General features: G+C 69.8%; 16 protein-coding genes. 5 read left to right on the top strand and 11 right to left on the bottom strand.

What is annotated here, in order from left to right:
• The first annotated feature begins 390 nt into the window (after positions 1-390).
• A complete protein-coding gene (locus tag ACWCP0_RS11035) occupies positions 391-570 on the top strand; it encodes a hypothetical protein (protein ID WP_351229644.1) in 180 nt (59 codons plus the stop codon).
• 51 nt (positions 571-621) lie between these two features.
• On the opposite strand, the gene ACWCP0_RS11030 is transcribed toward ACWCP0_RS11035, so the two are convergent.
• The 3 genes from ACWCP0_RS11030 to nth form a co-directional block, all read right to left on the bottom strand.
• Positions 622-1,821 carry a MarP family serine protease gene (locus ACWCP0_RS11030; RefSeq protein WP_451078531.1) on the bottom strand — a complete coding sequence of 400 codons (1,200 nt, stop codon included), beginning with the start codon at positions 1,819-1,821 and terminating at the stop codon, positions 622-624.
• 148 nt (positions 1,822-1,969) lie between these two features.
• Complete coding sequence (locus ACWCP0_RS11025) at positions 1,970-2,665, bottom strand: NUDIX hydrolase (protein WP_451078530.1); 696 nt, start codon at positions 2,663-2,665, stop codon at positions 1,970-1,972.
• A gap of 91 nt (positions 2,666-2,756) precedes the next feature.
• Positions 2,757-3,539 carry an endonuclease III gene (gene nth, locus ACWCP0_RS11020; RefSeq protein WP_451078529.1) on the bottom strand — a complete coding sequence of 261 codons (783 nt, stop codon included), beginning with the start codon at positions 3,537-3,539 and terminating at the stop codon, positions 2,757-2,759.
• Between the two features lie 403 nt (positions 3,540-3,942).
• Here nth and ACWCP0_RS11015 point away from each other — a divergent pair, with 403 nt between their 5' ends.
• Entirely contained in the window at positions 3,943-4,617 is a 675-nt protein-coding gene (locus ACWCP0_RS11015) for a Crp/Fnr family transcriptional regulator (RefSeq protein ID WP_187741560.1), read from the top strand.
• Between the two features lie 102 nt (positions 4,618-4,719).
• Here the strand turns inward: ACWCP0_RS11015 and ACWCP0_RS11010 are convergent, their stop codons facing one another.
• The 6 genes from ACWCP0_RS11010 to ACWCP0_RS10985 all read right to left on the bottom strand — a co-directional run bounded on the left by ACWCP0_RS11010 (position 4,720) and on the right by ACWCP0_RS10985 (position 10,636).
• Positions 4,720-5,604, bottom strand: coding sequence for a prohibitin family protein (locus ACWCP0_RS11010; RefSeq protein ID WP_451078553.1), 885 nt, complete (start codon positions 5,602-5,604; stop codon positions 4,720-4,722).
• A gap of 176 nt (positions 5,605-5,780) precedes the next feature.
• Positions 5,781-6,611, bottom strand: a complete 831-nt coding sequence (locus ACWCP0_RS11005) for an MBL fold metallo-hydrolase (RefSeq protein WP_451078528.1) — start codon at positions 6,609-6,611, stop codon at positions 5,781-5,783.
• Positions 6,608-7,483: an NUDIX hydrolase gene (locus ACWCP0_RS11000; protein WP_451078527.1), complete on the bottom strand. Its 876-nt coding sequence runs from the start codon at positions 7,481-7,483 to the stop codon at positions 6,608-6,610. Before ACWCP0_RS11000 ends, ACWCP0_RS11005 begins: the two co-directional genes overlap by 4 nt.
• A gap of 80 nt (positions 7,484-7,563) precedes the next feature.
• Positions 7,564-9,642, bottom strand: coding sequence for a PQQ-dependent sugar dehydrogenase (locus ACWCP0_RS10995; RefSeq protein ID WP_451078552.1), 2,079 nt, complete (start codon positions 9,640-9,642; stop codon positions 7,564-7,566).
• Positions 9,643-10,010: 368 nt separating this feature from the next.
• Positions 10,011-10,481 carry a RidA family protein gene (locus ACWCP0_RS10990; protein WP_451078526.1) on the bottom strand — a complete coding sequence of 157 codons (471 nt, stop codon included), beginning with the start codon at positions 10,479-10,481 and terminating at the stop codon, positions 10,011-10,013.
• Positions 10,478-10,636: a DUF4177 domain-containing protein gene (locus ACWCP0_RS10985; protein ID WP_017947820.1), complete on the bottom strand. Its 159-nt coding sequence runs from the start codon at positions 10,634-10,636 to the stop codon at positions 10,478-10,480. The genes ACWCP0_RS10990 and ACWCP0_RS10985 overlap by 4 nt, the downstream gene beginning before the upstream one ends.
• A 118-nt stretch (positions 10,637-10,754) precedes the next feature.
• On the opposite strand from ACWCP0_RS10985, the gene ACWCP0_RS10980 reads away from it, so the two are divergent.
• Positions 10,755-11,729, top strand: a complete 975-nt coding sequence (locus ACWCP0_RS10980; RefSeq protein ID WP_451078525.1) for an ArsA family ATPase — start codon at positions 10,755-10,757, stop codon at positions 11,727-11,729.
• Between the two features lie 15 nt (positions 11,730-11,744).
• Positions 11,745-13,061, top strand: coding sequence for an ArsA family ATPase (locus ACWCP0_RS10975; RefSeq protein ID WP_451078524.1), 1,317 nt, complete (start codon positions 11,745-11,747; stop codon positions 13,059-13,061).
• 90 nt (positions 13,062-13,151) lie between these two features.
• On the opposite strand, the gene ACWCP0_RS10970 is transcribed toward ACWCP0_RS10975, so the two are convergent.
• Positions 13,152-13,496 (bottom strand): WhiB family transcriptional regulator, encoded by a 345-nt coding sequence (locus ACWCP0_RS10970; RefSeq protein ID WP_351229664.1) that lies wholly within the window; start codon positions 13,494-13,496, stop codon positions 13,152-13,154.
• Positions 13,497-13,961: 465 nt separating this feature from the next.
• Between ACWCP0_RS10970 and ACWCP0_RS10965 the strand changes: the two genes are divergently transcribed.
• Positions 13,962-14,201, top strand: coding sequence for a hypothetical protein (locus ACWCP0_RS10965; protein WP_451078523.1), 240 nt, complete (start codon positions 13,962-13,964; stop codon positions 14,199-14,201).
• A gap of 19 nt (positions 14,202-14,220) precedes the next feature.
• Here ACWCP0_RS10965 and ACWCP0_RS10960 read toward each other — a convergent pair whose 3' ends face one another.
• Positions 14,221-15,459: an IS110 family transposase gene (locus ACWCP0_RS10960; RefSeq protein ID WP_451078522.1), complete on the bottom strand. Its 1,239-nt coding sequence runs from the start codon at positions 15,457-15,459 to the stop codon at positions 14,221-14,223.
• Positions 15,460-15,471: the final 12 nt, after the last annotated feature.

Below are 15,471 nucleotides of genomic sequence, written 5' to 3'. Positions count from 1 at the left end.
CAGCCCCCATGAGGAAGATCCGGTGGCGTTCTCCACGGAACTCATCAACTGGCTCAAGGACCCCGAACCCGACCGCTGACCCCGGCGGCGCTCGGCAGACCCCACGACCACCCGAGCCCCGAACCAACTGCCGGGGGTCCGGGGGTCGCCCCCGGAAAACACAGCCCCCATGAGGAAGATCCGGTGGCGTTCTCCACGGAACTCATCAACTGGCTCAAGGACCCCGAACCCGACCGCTGACCCCGGCGGCGCTCGGCCTGCCGGGGCCGGGGGCGTTACCCCGGGAAGGCGCAGAACGTCCGTTCTGCGAACGGGCATTGCCCGGCGCATAGGCCAATTGGCGGGCCCCGATACGGTTACCGACCTTGGGGCACGGGCACACGTCGGGGTATGGGCTGGACGCACGACTACGGTGACACAGCACGCAACTCCCGCTCGGCCTCCGCGCCGATCAGCCACGAGAGGGGCGGCCCGCAGGCACAGGGCCACGATCCCCGGCTCGGCATTCCCCGTATCCTCCGCCGCAGGGCGCGTTGGGTCTCGGCCCGGCTGCGCCATACGCGCGGCTGACGGGCCTCGACGGAGGCGGCACACCCGCCGCCTCACGCCGTACCTACCGCCTCACAGCGCGCAGCCCTGGCTGTCGACCTGCTGGTTGGCGGTGGCGCCGAGCGTGATGTCGTCGCGGATCTCATCGGCCGTCAGCGCATAGCCGGTGTTGGCGTCGTCGAGCGAACGGGCGAAGATCACTCCGTACACATCGCCGTCAGGGGTGAGCAGCGGTCCGCCCGAGTTGCCCTGGCGGACCGTCGCGAACAGCGAGTAGACATCGCGGCGCACCTCGCCGCGGCGGTAGATGTCGGGGCCGTTGGCGTCGATACGGCCGCGGACGCGTGCGGAGCGTACGTCGTACGAGCCGTTCTCCGGGAAGCCCGCGACGATCGCGCTGTCGCCCGTGCGGGCGTCGCCGTCGGTGAACCGCAGTGGCGGCGCGTCGAGGTCCGGGACGTCCAGGACGGCGATGTCGCGCTGCCAGTCGTAGAGGACGACCGTCGCGTCGTAGCGCCGGCCCTCACCGCCTATCTGGACGGTCGGCTCATCGACTCCGCCGACGACGTGCGCGTTGGTCATGACGCGGCGCTCGGCGAAGACGAAGCCGGTGCCTTCGAGGACCTTGTTGCAGTTCGGCGCCGTGCCGACGACCTTGACGATGGATCGCTGGGCGCGGGCCGTGACCGGGCTGTTGACGAGCGCCGGGTCGGGAGCGCGGACCTCGGTGATGGGCTCGTTGGCGAACGGGCTGAAGACCTGCGGCAGGCCGTTCTGCGCGAGGGCCGCGGAAAAGTCGGTGAACCAGCTGGACGCCTGCGTGGGCATCACCCGGGAGACGCCGAGGAGGACCTTGGAGTTACGGACCTCCTTGCCGAGCGTCGGCAGGGAGGTGCCCGCGAGGGCGGAGCCGATCAGCCAGGCGACGAGCAGCATCGCGACGACGTTCACGAGCGCGCCGCCCGTGGCGTCGAGGGCGCGGGCGGGTGACCACGTGATGTGACGGCGGAGCTTGTTCCCCAGGTGCGTGGTGAAGGCCTGGCCGACGGAGGCGAAGACGATCACGATCACGACGGCCACGATCGCGGCGGTCGTGGAGACCTCTGCCTCGTCGGTCAGCTGGTCCCACAGGAGTGGGAGCAGATAAACGGCGACGAGTCCGCCGCCGAGGAACCCGATCACCGACAGGATGCCCACGACGAAGCCCTGGCGGTATCCGATGATCGCGAACCATACGGCCGCGACCAGCAACAGGATGTCCAGCACATTCACCGTCAGCAGCCTCGCAGTTTCGTCGTCCGGCACTCCGTCCGGCGGGGGTCGTGTCCCCGGGGTGGGGGGTGGGGGGGCGGTGGTCCGGGGGGCTACGCGGCAGAGCCGCGAGTGTCGCAGTCCCCGGAGTGACACGCGGTCAACCGTCTCATGACCGCCAGTCGAGCGGGACCTGCTTCGCGCGGTCCCACGGCCGCTCCCAGCCGGCGAAGTGGAGGATGCGGTCGATCACACCGGCGGTAAACCCCCAGACCAGGGCAGATGCGACCAGGAAGGCGGGGCCGCAGTGACCGCTCGGGTGGATGGCCATCGCACGGTTGGCCGGGTCCGTGAGATCCGCCACGGGCACGCTGAAGACCCGGGCGGTCTCGGCCGGGTCGACCGCGGCGACCGGGGTGCGGTCACGCCACCAGCCGAGGACGGGGGTCACGACGAAGCCGCTCACCGGGATGTAGAGGCGGGGCAGCACGCCGAAGATCTGGACGCCTGACGGGTCCAGGCCGGTCTCCTCCTGGGCCTCGCGGAGGGCGGCGCGGAGCGGACCGGTGGTGGCCGGATCGCCGTCCTCGGGGTCGAGGGCGCCGCCCGGGAAGGCCGGCTGACCGGCGTGCGAGCGGAGGCTGCTCGCACGCTCCATGAGCAGCAGATCCGGGCCGTGGGGGCCGTCCCCGAAGAGGATGAGCACGGCCGACTGCCGACCGCAGCCGCTCTCGGGCGGCAGGAACCGGCTGAGCTGCTCCGGCGCGACGGTCCTTGCGGCACGCTCGACCGGCCCCAGCCAGTCGGGCAGACCGTCGCTCGTCACGGCCAGCTCGCCGTCGTACATCTCATCCGTGCGTGTCATGGGCACCCCCGTCGTGTGCAACGCGTTCGGTGACCGGGATCGTTCCATCCCATCGGGTCACACGCGGGGCCGAAGCCCCCGGGACACGCCGTCATGAGGTTCCCAGGGGCGGCGCCGGCTTGCCCGGGTAGTCCGGCGGGGGGTTCAGACGCTGGCCGGGATAGCCGCCCATCTCGTACTTGAGGAGCTTCTTCGCCTTCTCCGGGTCGGTCTCGCCCTCGCCGTAGGAGGGACACAGGTGGGCGATCGGGCAGGCTCCACAGGCGGGTTTACGGGCGTGGCAGATGCGGCGGCCGTGGAAGATCACCCGGTGGGAGAGCATCGTCCACTCGCTCTTGGGGAAGATCGCGGCGATCTCCGCCTCGATCTTGACCGGGTCGTCCTGCTCGGTCCATTTCCAGCGGCGGGCGAGCCGCATGAAGTGGGTGTCCACCGTGATCCCGGGGACCCCGAACGCGTTCCCCAGCACCACGAACGCCGTCTTGCGGCCCACGCCCGGGAGCGTGACGAGGCCCTGCAGGCGGCCCGGGACCTCGCCGCCGAAGTTGTCGCGGAGGGCCGTGGAGAGACCGATCAGGGACTTCGCCTTGGCACGGAAGAAGCCGGTGGGCCGGATGACCTCCTCCAGCTCCTCGGGGACGGCCGCGGCCATGTCCTCGGGGGTCGGGTACTTCGCGAAGAGTGCGGGCGTCGTCTGATTGACCCGCAGATCGGTCGTCTGGGCGGAGAGAACCGTCGCCACGAGCAGCTGGAAGGGGTTCCGGAAGTCGAGCTCGGGGTGGGCATAAGGAAAGACCTCGGCCAGCTCGCGGTTGATCCGGCGTGCGCGGCGCACCATCGCCAGACGCGATTCCGGCTTCGCCACGGACTTCACCGAAGTCTTCGCCGGAGTCTTCGGTGATGCCTTGGAAGACTTGGAAGACCTCGAGGTCTTGGAAGGCGCCGAAGACTTCAAACGTGCACCTTTTGACTCTTTTGCTACCTTTGTCGGTGTGGAGGAACTCTGTTCGCCCACAGCGGAATTCTGTTCCCCTGACACTCTTCCGGCCCCCTTGGCCTGCACGCTCACCGGCGAATTGGACACCCGGCCAGCCTAAGGGCCACCACTGACATCCGCCCCGGGCCCGGCCGATCACCACCCGATTCGGCCCCTGCCGCACAACCGGACACGCCGGTGCGTCAAACTTGTGTTGGACCCTTGTGATCGATCGCACTGTTTTCCTGTGCGGCATCATGGGGACCACCGTCCCCTGAGCAGGTCGACAAGGAGAGAACTCGTGGACGACGTTCTGCGGCGCGCCCCGCTCTTCGCGGCGCTCGATGACGAGCAAGCCGCGGAGCTCCGCGCCTCGATGAGTGAAGTGACGCTCGCCCGCGGCGACGCGCTCTTCCACGAGGGCGACCCCGGCGACCGCCTTTACGTGGTCACCGAAGGCAAGGTCAAGCTCCACCGCACCTCCCCCGACGGCCGCGAGAACATGCTGGCGGTGCTCGGTCCCGGTGAGCTGATCGGCGAGCTGTCGCTGTTCGACCCGGGCCCGCGCACGGCCACCGCGACCGCACTCACCGAGGTCAAGCTCCTCGGCCTCGGCCACGGCGACCTCCAGCCCTGGCTGAACGTGCGACCCGAGGTGGCAACGGCCCTGCTGCGCGCCGTCGCCCGCCGGCTCCGCAAGACCAACGACCAGATGTCCGACCTGGTCTTCTCCGACGTGCCGGGCCGTGTCGCCCGTGCGCTCCTCGACCTTTCGCGCCGCTTCGGCGTGCAGTCGGAGGAGGGCATCCACGTCGTGCACGACCTCACCCAGGAGGAGCTGGCCCAGCTCGTCGGCGCCTCCCGCGAGACCGTCAACAAGGCTCTGGCCGACTTCGCCCAGCGCGGCTGGCTGCGCCTGGAGGCGCGGGCCGTGATCCTGCTGGACGTGGAGCGCCTCGCGAAGCGTTCCCGCTAGACAAGCAAGGAAGGGGCCGCCCGGCGAACTGCCGGGCGGCCCCTTCGTGTCCGTACGGGTGGCGGCCTCGCGTCCTACGGGCGCTCTTTCGCGCCCGTACGATCAGCGCTTGCTGCCGTCCACGATCAGCGGGTTCCCGCTGCCGGCGCCGCACGGCACGGCGTACACCGGGTTCTTCGCCGACGCCTCCTTGTAGGCGTCGATGCACTGGTTCATGAGCACCTTGTCGGTCAGCGAGTCATTGAGGATCTTGTTCGCCCTCGCGATGCCCTCCGCCTCGATACGGCGCCGCTCGGCCTCGGCCGTCGCCGTGCGCGCCGCCTCCGTGGCCCGCTCCGTCGCCTGCTGCTGCTGGATCTTGCGGTCGATCTGGTCCTGCAGCCGGTCGGACGGCTTCACATTGCGCAGGTTGACGGTGGTCACGTCGATACCGCGCGGGGCCAGCCGCTCCTTGATGAGCCCGCCGATCTCGGTGTTGATCTTCTCTCGGGCCGAGGCGTAGCCCTGCTCGCTCGTGTAGCGGGCGAAGACATTGCGGATGATCTCGCGACTGTCCGGGTAGACCAGCCGCTGCTGAATGGCGTCCTCACTGCCGGCGAGCTTGTAGAGCTCCACCGCCTTCGACGGGGTCACCGCCCACTTGACCGTGACCTCCGCGTACATGACGCCGCCCTGGCTGGAACGCACCTCGACCACGTCCTTGTCGGAGAGGTTGAGGTCGACCGGCCGGGTCGAGAACGTCGTGACGTTCGTGAAGGGCGACTTGACGTGCATGCCGGAGGTCATCGGCGAGCCGACCTTGCCGAAGGCCACCGGCACGCCGACCTCGTAGGCGCTGACGACGTAGACGGTGCTGCTGATGCCCGCGAAGAGGCCGACGATCAGCGCCGCGACGGCGCCGATCTTGAGGCCTCGCCTCTCGCCGCCCCGGGCGACGAGGAACATCACCACGGCGGCGATGACGAGCAGAATGGACACGACGAACACGGTTTCCCCCACATGCGAAACGCTGAAAGTAAGCGGAGCGTAAAGCACTCAGGGCGAGCCCCCCAGGGCGGGGGGTGGAGCGCGCGGGGCACGCGCGGAGCACGCGAAGGCCACGCGGCGCGCCCGGCATCCGGAACGTCCTCGGCCGACGCCGACACCCCGAGCGGACGCTGGTCCTAGATCAGGCCGTGCTCGCGCAGATACTCCAGCTGTGCGCGTACGGAGAGCTCCGCGGCGGGCCACAGCGACCTGTCCACGTCCGCGTACACATGCGCCACGACCTCGGTCGGCGTGCCGTGGCCGTTCTCGACGGCGGTCTCGACCTGGGCGAGGCGGGTGGCGCGGTGGGCGAGGTAGTACTCGACGGCGCCCTGGGCGTCCTCCAGGACCGGGCCGTGGCCCGGGAGCACCGTGTGGACGCCGTCGTCGACGGTGAGCGAGCGCAGCCGGCGCAGCGAGTCGAGGTAGTCGCCGAGGCGGCCGTCGGGATGGGCGACGACCGTCGTGCCGCGGCCGAGGACGGTGTCACCGGTCAGTACGGCGCGGTCGGCCGGCAGATGGAAGGAGAGCGAGTCGGCGGTGTGACCAGGGGTGGGGACGACCCTCAGCTCCAGACCGCCCACCCGGATCACGTCGCCCGCCGCGAGGCCCTCGTCGCCGAGGCGCAGGGCAGGGTCCAGGGCGCGGACCTTCGTGCCGGTCAGTTCCGCGAAGCGGCCCGCGCCCTCCGCGTGGTCCGGGTGCCCGTGCGTGAGCAGGGTCAGGGCGATCCGCTTCCCCGCCTTCTCGGCGGTCGCGACGACATTGCGGAGATGTATGTCGTCGAGGGGGCCCGGGTCGACGACGACGGCGAGCTCGGAGTCCGGCTCGGAGACGATCCAGGTGTTGGTGCCGTCCAGGGTCATCGCGGACGGGTTGGGTGCCAGGACGTTGACCGCCCGCGCCGTCGCGGGCCCGGACACGACGGCCCCGCGCGGCTGCCCCGGGAGGGCTGAGGCGTAGCTCATCGAGGGCCTCCCTCCGGTCCCGTCGGGATGTGCTTGGTGAACTCGTCGTGGCCGGGCCAGCTGAGCACCAGCTCGCCCTCCTCCAAGCGTGCCTGGGCGAGGACCGGGGTGAGATCCTGCTCCCGTGCCGCGACGAGGGCGTCCGCGGCGGCCTCGTACCGCCCGAGCGCCCGCAGGGTGGCGATCGTCGGCGGCATCATCAGCAGCTCGCCCTTGTCGTACCCGGCGGCCGCGTCCGCAGGCCTGATCCACACCGTGCGGTCGGCCTCCGTCGACGCGTTCCTCGTCCGCTGTCCCTTGGGGAGCGCGGCGACGAAGAACCAGGTGTCGAAGCGGCGCGGCTCGAACTCCGGGGTGATCCAGCGGGCCCACGCGCCCAGCAGGTCCGAGCGCAGCACCAGACCACGGCGGTCCAGGAACTCGGCGAACGAGAGGTCCCGGTCGACCAGGGCCGCCCGGTCCGCCTCCCAGTCGTCGCCCGTCGTGTCCCCGACCACCGAGTCCGCGGTCTCGCCGGCGAGCAGGACACCCGCCTCCTCGTACGTCTCCCGCACCGCCGCACACACGATGGCCTGCGCGGACGCCTCGTCCTCGATCCCGAGCCGTTCGGTCCACTCGGCCAGCGACGGGCCCGACCACCGGACCGGCCGGGAGTCCCGCTCGTCCACGCCACCGCCGGGATAGACGTACGCGCCTCCGGCGAAGGCCATGGAGGCGCGGCGGCGCAGCATGTGCACCGCGGGGCCTTCGGGAGTGTCCTTGAGCAGCATCACGGTCGCCGCCCGCCTGGGGGTGACGGCGGTGAGCTCGCCGGCGGCGAGCGCCCGGATCCGGTCGGGCCATTCCGGTGGGTACCACTGACCATTGGACATGGGCGGATGCTATGCGTTCCCGCCTGGATGTTCGAGGGGTGGCCGGTTCCCGCTCAGGGCACCGGCCACCCCTCGACCGGTCACCTGGCCGCGTCGCAGTTGCCGCGCGGCTTCGCCTTCGCCGTGCTCGCGTTCTCGACCGCAGTCTCGGTCCCGTCCGGGGGCGTAGCGGTCGTACCGCCCGAGTGGACGATGTCGATGCGCAGGATCCGGTCGTTGCCGGCGGTGCCGTCCTTGTCGGTCGACGTGGTCAGCCAGATGTCGCCGTCGTGGTCGACCTCGACCGTGCGCAGCCGGTCGTACGTCCCCTGGAAGTACGTCTTCTCCTCGACCAGGTTCGAGGACGGGTCGATCCGCATCCGGTAGACCCGCTCGCCGCGCGTCGTGGCCACGAAGACGTGATCGTTGATGATCGTCAGGCCGCTGGGTGAGGCCGAGGAGGTCGGCCAGGTCTTCTTGGGGGCGAGGTAGCCGGAGCAGCTGCCGCTCGTGCCCTCGCAGTGGGGCCAGCCGTAGTTGCCGCCCTTCTGGACGAGATTGACCTCGTCCATGACGCTGTTGCCGAACTCCGCCTGCCACAGGCGGCCCTCGGAGTCGAAGTCGAGGCCCTGCGGGTTGCGGTGGCCGAGCGACCAGACGGCGTTGCCGAAGGGGTTGTCGGCCGGGATCGAGCCGTCGGGGTTGATGCGCAGGATCTTGCCGTTGAGCGAGTTCCTGTCCTGCGCCCGGGACTCGGTCTGGGCGTCTCCCATGGAGGCGTACAGCTTGCCGTCGGGGCCGAAGCGCAGCCGGCCGCCGTTGTGGAACCTGCTCTTCTCCATGCCCTGGAGCAGAACCTCGTAGCCGCTCAGGGTGTTGCCGTCGAGGGTCATCCGGGCGATGCGATTGCCCTCGCTCGACGTGTGGAGGAAGTACAGGTAGTGGTCGGTGGCGAAGGTCGGGCTGATCTCGATGCCCATCAGGCCGCCCTCGCCGCCCGTGGTCTGGGAGTTGGGCACCTTGCCGACCAGCGTCTTCGAGCCGGATTTGGTCAGCTTGTGGACGTTGAAGGTGTTGCGCTCGGTGTAGATGCCGGTGCCGTCGGGGAGGAAGCCGAGGCCCCAGGCCACGTCCACGCCGCTCGCGAGCGTGGAGACCGCGCCCGGGTCGGGGGTGCCGCCCGGCAGGCTGCCGGACGTCGTCACCGTGGTCTCGGGGCTGAAGGCGGACTTGTTGCCCTTGGCGTCGTACGCCCTCACCTTGAACCGGTACGCCGTGCTGGGGCTCAGCCCCGCGACGCTGGTCGTGGTCGTGTCGGAGGTGCCGGACAGGACACCGTCGCGATGGATCTCGTAGCCGGTGACCTTCACGTTGTCGCTCGACTCTTCCCATGCGAGGTCGATGGTGGTCGCGGTCCTCGCCGGCGAGCGCAGATTCGCGGGAACGGTCGGCGCCTGGTCGTCCGGCGGGGCGGGCAGGGTGGCGATGGTGACGGCGTTGCTCGCGACCGAGGCGTTGCCGGCCGCGTCACGGGCGAAGACGGTCCAGTCGTACGACGTCCCGGGGTCGAGGTTCTCGACGGTCGTCGCCGACGACGAGCCGCCGACCTTCTTCATCAACTGGCCGTGCTGGTAGACGTCGTAGCCGGTGACGCCGACGTTGTCGGTGGCCGCGTCCCAGGCGAGCGAGACGGTGGTGGCCGTCGGCTCCTCGTCCTTGCGCAGATTCGGCGGGGCGGTGGGGCGTTCGGTGTCGGCGGGCCCGGTGGCGGTGACGGACAGCTTGTCGAGGTTCGGTCCGTCGATGCCCGAGGTGGTCGCGCGGATCTTGTTGGTGCCCGCCTTCAGCGCGGCGTCGACGGAGACGGTCCGCCAGGTCGTCCATGCGCCGGTGGCCGGGAAGGACCGGTCGTCTGCGACGGTGGCGCCGTTGACGGCGATGTCCAGCGGGCGGTCGGCGGTGGCGCTCGCGTAGCGGAAGTCGAGCTTCGCGTCGGCGGCCTGCGCCGAGTCGACGGTGAACTCGACGTACGCGCCACTGACGGCCGCGAAGTTGACGAAGCCGGTGCCGGAGTGGCCTGCGTGGTTCGACTCGACGGCGCCCTGCGAGACCGTTGCGGATTCGGCCTCGTGGTCGGTGGCGACGGCTGTGGCGCTGACTGTCGACGCCGGCAGCGCCATGGTCAACGCCGCGGTGGCGACGGCCACAAGGGCACCGACCGCTCGGCGCGGCCTGTGGGGGGTTGGTGCCACGGGGATCCCTCCCGATTCAGAAGAATAGGAAACGTTCCTAACTGTGAACAGAGCACACCCATGGGCATGATCACGTCAAGAGACGTCAGGAGATCCGGCGAGGACGGCCGAGGGATGCCCGAACACGCATGTACGGCCCTGAACCCACCGCAAAAGAGCGGGCTCAGGGCCGTACATGTACTGACCGGCGATTCAGCCGGCAAAGGCTGCTCGGTCCTGGGCGAGGCTCGGCCCCGGGGGAAGCACGGTCCCGGGCAGGGCCAGGTCCGGAACGAGACCCCGGTTCTGAACGAGATTCAGTCCTGAACGAGCTCCACCTGGATCTCGATCTCGACCGGCGCGTCCAGCGGCAGCACCGCGACGCCCACCGCGCTGCGCGCGTGCACACCCTTGTCGCCGAGCACGGCACCGAGCAGCTCGCTCGCACCGTTGATGACGCCCGGCTGGCCGGTGAAGTCGGACGCCGACGCGACGAATCCGACAACCTTCACCACACGCGCGATACGGTCCAGATCACCGGCGACCGACTTCACGGCGGCCAACGCGTTCAGCGCGCAGGTGGCGGCCAGGTCCTTGGCCTCCTCCGCGGTCACCTCGCCGCCCACCTTGCCGATGACCGGAAGCTTGCCCTCCACCATCGGGAGCTGTCCCGCGGTGTAGACGTACGGGCCGGACTGCACGGCCGGCTGGTAGGCCGCAAGCGGCGGCACGACCTCCGGCAGCGTCAGGCCGAGCTCGGCGAGCTTCGCCTCTACGGCGCCACTCACGACTTCTCCCGCTTCAGGTACGCCACGAGCTGCTCGGGGTTGTTCGGCCCGGGGACGACCTGGACGAGCTCCCAGCCGTCCTCGCCCCAGGTGTCCAGAATCTGCTTGGTCGCGTGCACGAGAAGGGGCACGGTCGCGTATTCCCACTTGGTCATGGAGGCGACTGTAGCCGCACCGACCGGCCGCCTCACGCGTAGCCCGCGGGCAGCCTCCTGCGCAGCCCGCGGGCAGCCTCGTGCGTAGTCCGCAGGACGACTGGTTAGGCTCGAAGACGTGAGCAGGCTTCAGGTCGTCAGCGGCAAGGGCGGTACCGGTAAGACGACGGTTGCCGCGGCCCTCGCGCTCGCCCTCGCGACCGAGGGGAAGCGCACTCTCCTCGTCGAGGTCGAGGGCAGGCAAGGAATCGCACAGCTCTTCGAGACGGAGGCGCTGCCGTACGAGGAACGCAAGATCGCCGTCGCCCCGGGCGGCGGCGAGGTCTTCGCGCTGGCCATCGATGCGGAGCGGGCCCTTCTCGACTACCTCCAGATGTTCTACAAGCTGGGCTCGGCGGGCCGGGCGCTCAAGAAGCTCGGCGCGATCGACTTCGCGACGACCATCGCCCCCGGCGTACGGGACGTGCTGCTGACCGGCAAGGCCTGCGAGGCCGTGCGCCGCCGGGACAAGAAGGGGCAGTACGCCTACGACCACGTCGTCATGGACGCCCCGCCCACCGGCCGGATCACCCGCTTCCTGAACGTCAACGACGAGGTGGCGGGCCTGGCGAAGATCGGCCCGATACACAATCAGGCCCAGGCCGTGATGCGGGTCCTCAAGTCTCCGGAGACCGCCGTCCACCTGGTGACGCTGCTGGAGGAGATGCCGGTCCAGGAGACCGCGGACGGCGTCGCCGAGCTGCGCGAGGCGGACCTCCCCACCGGCAAGGTGATCGTGAACATGGTGCGGCCGCACCTCCTCGACGAGGACGCGGTACGAACCGCGGCGACGGCCGCCCGCCGTAAGGACATCGCCAAGTCGCTGACGGCGGCGGGCGTGAGCGGCGCGGCCCGGCTGGTCGGCCCGCTGCTGGCGCAGGCCGCCGAGCACGCGCAGCGGGTGGAGCTGGAGCGCGAGCAGCGCGCCGTGCTCGCAGGCCTGGGGCTGCCGACGTACGAACTCCCCCTGCTGAGCGAGGGGATCGATCTGGCCGGCCTGTACCAGCTGGCGACCGAACTGCGGAAGCTCGGTGTGAACGGGGAGAACGGATAACGCATGACGCCGTCCATGACGCCTGGCATCGCGGGCATCGCACTGCAGGACACACCGCTGCTGGACATCGATCCGCTGCTCGACGACCCGGGCACCCGCATCATCGTGTGCTGCGGCGCGGGCGGCGTCGGCAAGACGACGACGGCGGCGGCCCTCGGCGTACGAGCGGCGGAGCGCGGCCGCAAGGCGGTCGTCCTGACCATCGACCCGGCGCGCAGACTGGCCCAGTCGATGGGCATCGATCTGCTCGACAACACCCCGCGCCGGGTGGACGGCATCAAGGGCGAGGGCGAGTTGCACGCCATGATGCTCGACATGAAGCGCACGTTCGACGAGATCGTCGAGACGCATGCGGATCCGGCGCGGGCCCGCGCGATTCTGGAGAACCCCTTCTACCAGTCCCTGTCGGCCGGCTTCGCCGGCACGCAGGAGTACATGGCGATGGAGAAGCTGGGGCAGCTGAGGGCGCGCGACGAGTGGGACCTGATCGTGGTGGACACTCCGCCGTCACGGTCGGCCCTGGACTTCCTGGACGCACCGAAGCGGCTCGGGTCCTTCCTGGACGGCAAGTTCATCAGGCTGCTGATGGCCCCGGCGAAGATGGGCGGACGGGCCGGGATGAAGTTCCTGAATGTCGGTATGTCGATGATGACGGGCACGCTCGGAAAGCTGCTGGGTGGTCAGCTGCTGCGTGACGTACAGACCTTTGTGGCCGCGATGGACACGATGTTCGGCGGGTTCCGCACGCGCGCGGACGCCACGTACCGGCTGCTGCAGGCGCCCGGCACCGCGTTCCTCGTGGTCGCCGCACCCGAGCGGGACGCGCTGCGCGAGGCGGCGTACTTCGTGGAGCGGCTGGCGGCGGAGGAGATGCCGCTGGCCGGGCTGGTGCTCAACCGGGTCCATGGCAGCGGCGCCGCCCGGCTGTCGGCCGAGCGGGCGCTCGCCGCCGCAGAAAATCTTGAGGAGGGCCGCATTGTGGATCAGGCGACCGGGAAGGCTGGTCTTCGTGACTCCACGGGCGCCTCTCCCGACTCTCCCGCCGTGGAGCCTGCGCCCGACGCCACCGACGTCCCCGACGCCCTCGACACCACCGACGCCTCGATGGCGCACCCCACATCACAGTTGACCGCGGGTCTGCTCCGCCTGCACGCCGAACGGATGCAGGTGCTCGCGCGCGAGCAGCGCACACGCGACCGCTTCACCGCTCTCCACCCTGAGGTGGCGGTGGCCGAAGTGGCCGCCCTGCCGGGCGATGTGCACGACCTCGCAGGACTCCGGGCCATCGGTGATCGGCTCGCGACCGGCGGTTCCCCGGTCGGAGCTGCGTAACGGCGCCCGCGGGACGTACGGCAGACGCGGAACGTACAGGCCGTGCGAGGCGCACGGGCGGGTGGTGCTTCCGCGTACCGCCGCCGACCGCTAGCCCGCTGCCGCGTACGTCTCGTACGTCTCGTCGTCCTCCAGGCCTACGGGCAGGATGCCCGCGCTCCGCTCGTACTCGGTACGTGCGGTCTCGAGCAGCCGGCGCCAGGAGGTGACGGTGGGCCGCCTGCGCAGCAATGCGCGCCGCTCCCGCTCGGTCATGCCACCCCAAACGCCGAACTCGACGCGATTGTCGAGCGCGTCGGCCAGGCACTCGGTCCGCACCGGACATCCGGTGCACACCGCCTTGGCCCTGTTCTGCGCCGCTCCTTGTACGAACAGTTCATCCGGATCGGTAGTGCGGCAGGCTGCCTGCGCACTCCAGTCGGTTACCCAGCCCATGCCGGCGCCGTCCTCTCCCGAATCGAGGCTCCCCCACGGCGGTAGCGGCATATTCACCGCTGCCAGTTGAGGACGTTACGGAAGGTGGGCACAGCGCAACACCCCCTTCGGGCCCAATCTTGAATGGCCCGAACGGACTATGCGTACGCGGCAGATCACCCAGGGGAGTGAGGTGAGGGCATACGTGATGAATCCGACAAATGGGGGCAGTTGAATCCGGGCGACGGGAGAGGCCGTCGCCTCGGTTTGTCTCAGGACTGTCTCAGGGTGCCGCGGGGATACGGCGGGGTATTGATACGCAACTGCACTGCTGTGACAGTTGGGAACAGCTTAGGCCAAGGCATATACGCGTGTCCGGCGAATGAGAACGTAGACACCTCACGTTGCTATGCCGTCAAGTTCTCGGGATGAGTCCTCCGAACACGGCGCGGTCGTGGAGCTGCTCGACGAGGCACGATGAGCACCATGGATTCCGATCTGCCGATGGTGACCGTGCCGCTTTGGCATGCCGATGCTGTCGTCCTGTTCGACTGGTTGATGACTACCGATCTCAACACGGTCCCCATCACGCACCCCGCGCAGAAGCAGGCCCTGATGGACCTGCTCACTCGGCTGGAGAGCGACGTCGCTGCTGACATCGCCGGTTCGACCGAGGAGGAGATCGCCGCCGCGCAGGAGGCTGTGGCCCGAGACATGGGTTGGTAGGAGCTCGCCTGGCCCTGGGTCAGGCAGCTGCTGCTTCCAAGGACGTGGACAGTGTGGGGAACGCGGACTGCTCGTCGAAGAGCTCACGCTTCTGGAGGCAGTGGTAGAGCTGTCCGATCACGCGGTTGAAGAGGTTGCGCTGGGCGGCCGCGTGCCAGTCACCTTGTTCACGTCGACGTCGGTAGTGGGCGTTGGCACCGGTAGATGCCCGCAGAGAGGCGAAGGCCCAGAGGTAGCCGGCGTGGTTGAGCCGGTCGTTCTTCACCCAGCGTCTGGTGATGGCGGACTTCTTGCCGGAGGCGCGGGTGATGGGTGAGGAGCCGGCGTAGGCCTTCAGGCCGCGGGCGTCGGCGAAGCGGGTGCGGTCGTCGCCGATCTCGGCCAGGACGCGGGCGGCGAGCTGGATACCGAGGCCGGGGAAGCTCAGCAGGATCTCGGCGTCCGGGTGCTGGGGGAAAGCATCTTCGACCGCTTCGGCGAGGTTGTCGGCGGCGGTGCAGGCGGCGTCCAGCTGGATGAGGAGGGCGAGCATCTGCTTGCCGAGCGCGTCCTCGACCAGCGGCGGCTGGTGGGCCCACTCGGCCCGGAAGACTTCGCGGAGGCGGTCGGCCTCGGCTTCGATGCCACGCTGGCGGCCGGCTCGCTTGAGCGCGGCCTGGATCTGGGTGCGAGTCAGCCGTGCCGCCCGGGCCGGGGTCGGGGCCGTCTTGAGGAGTTCGCGGGCCTCGGGGCGGCACAGGCCGTTGGTCCAGTTGGCGAAGGCGGCCAGGGCGGCGGGGTAGTACTCGCGCAGCAGAGACCGGAGCTGGTTGGCGAGCTGCTGCCGGTTCCACAGAGAGTCCTGCTGGGCACGGGCCAGGACGGTGATCGCGCGGCCGAGGTCACTGTCGTCTGGCAGAGGCCGGTGGGCGTGCATGTCCGTGCGGAGGATGTTCGCCAAAACCAGGGCGTCGCCTGGATCGGACTTCTTGCGCGAAACGGAGTGCCGGTCGCGATAGCGGGCGGCGGCCATCGGGTTGATCGCGAACACCTTGCGTGTGCCGGTCCGCAGGACGGCCACCAGCAGGCCGCGGGAGGTCTCGATCGCGACCGGGATCGGGTCCTCCTCGGTGTCGCCGTACTCGGCGAGCAGCTCCAGCAGGAGCTTGTAGCCGGCCGCGTCGTCGGTGATGTGCCGCTTGGCGAGCAGCTGGCCGGTGTCGTCGACCAGGGCGACGTCATGAGTGCGTTCCGCCCAGTCGATTCCGCAGTAGATCAAGATTCCCCTCCC

Source organism: Streptomyces sp. NPDC001970 (assembly GCF_053594115.1).
Note: the sequence above shows the minus strand (reverse complement) of the source record. Positions and strands in the feature narration are given on the sequence as shown.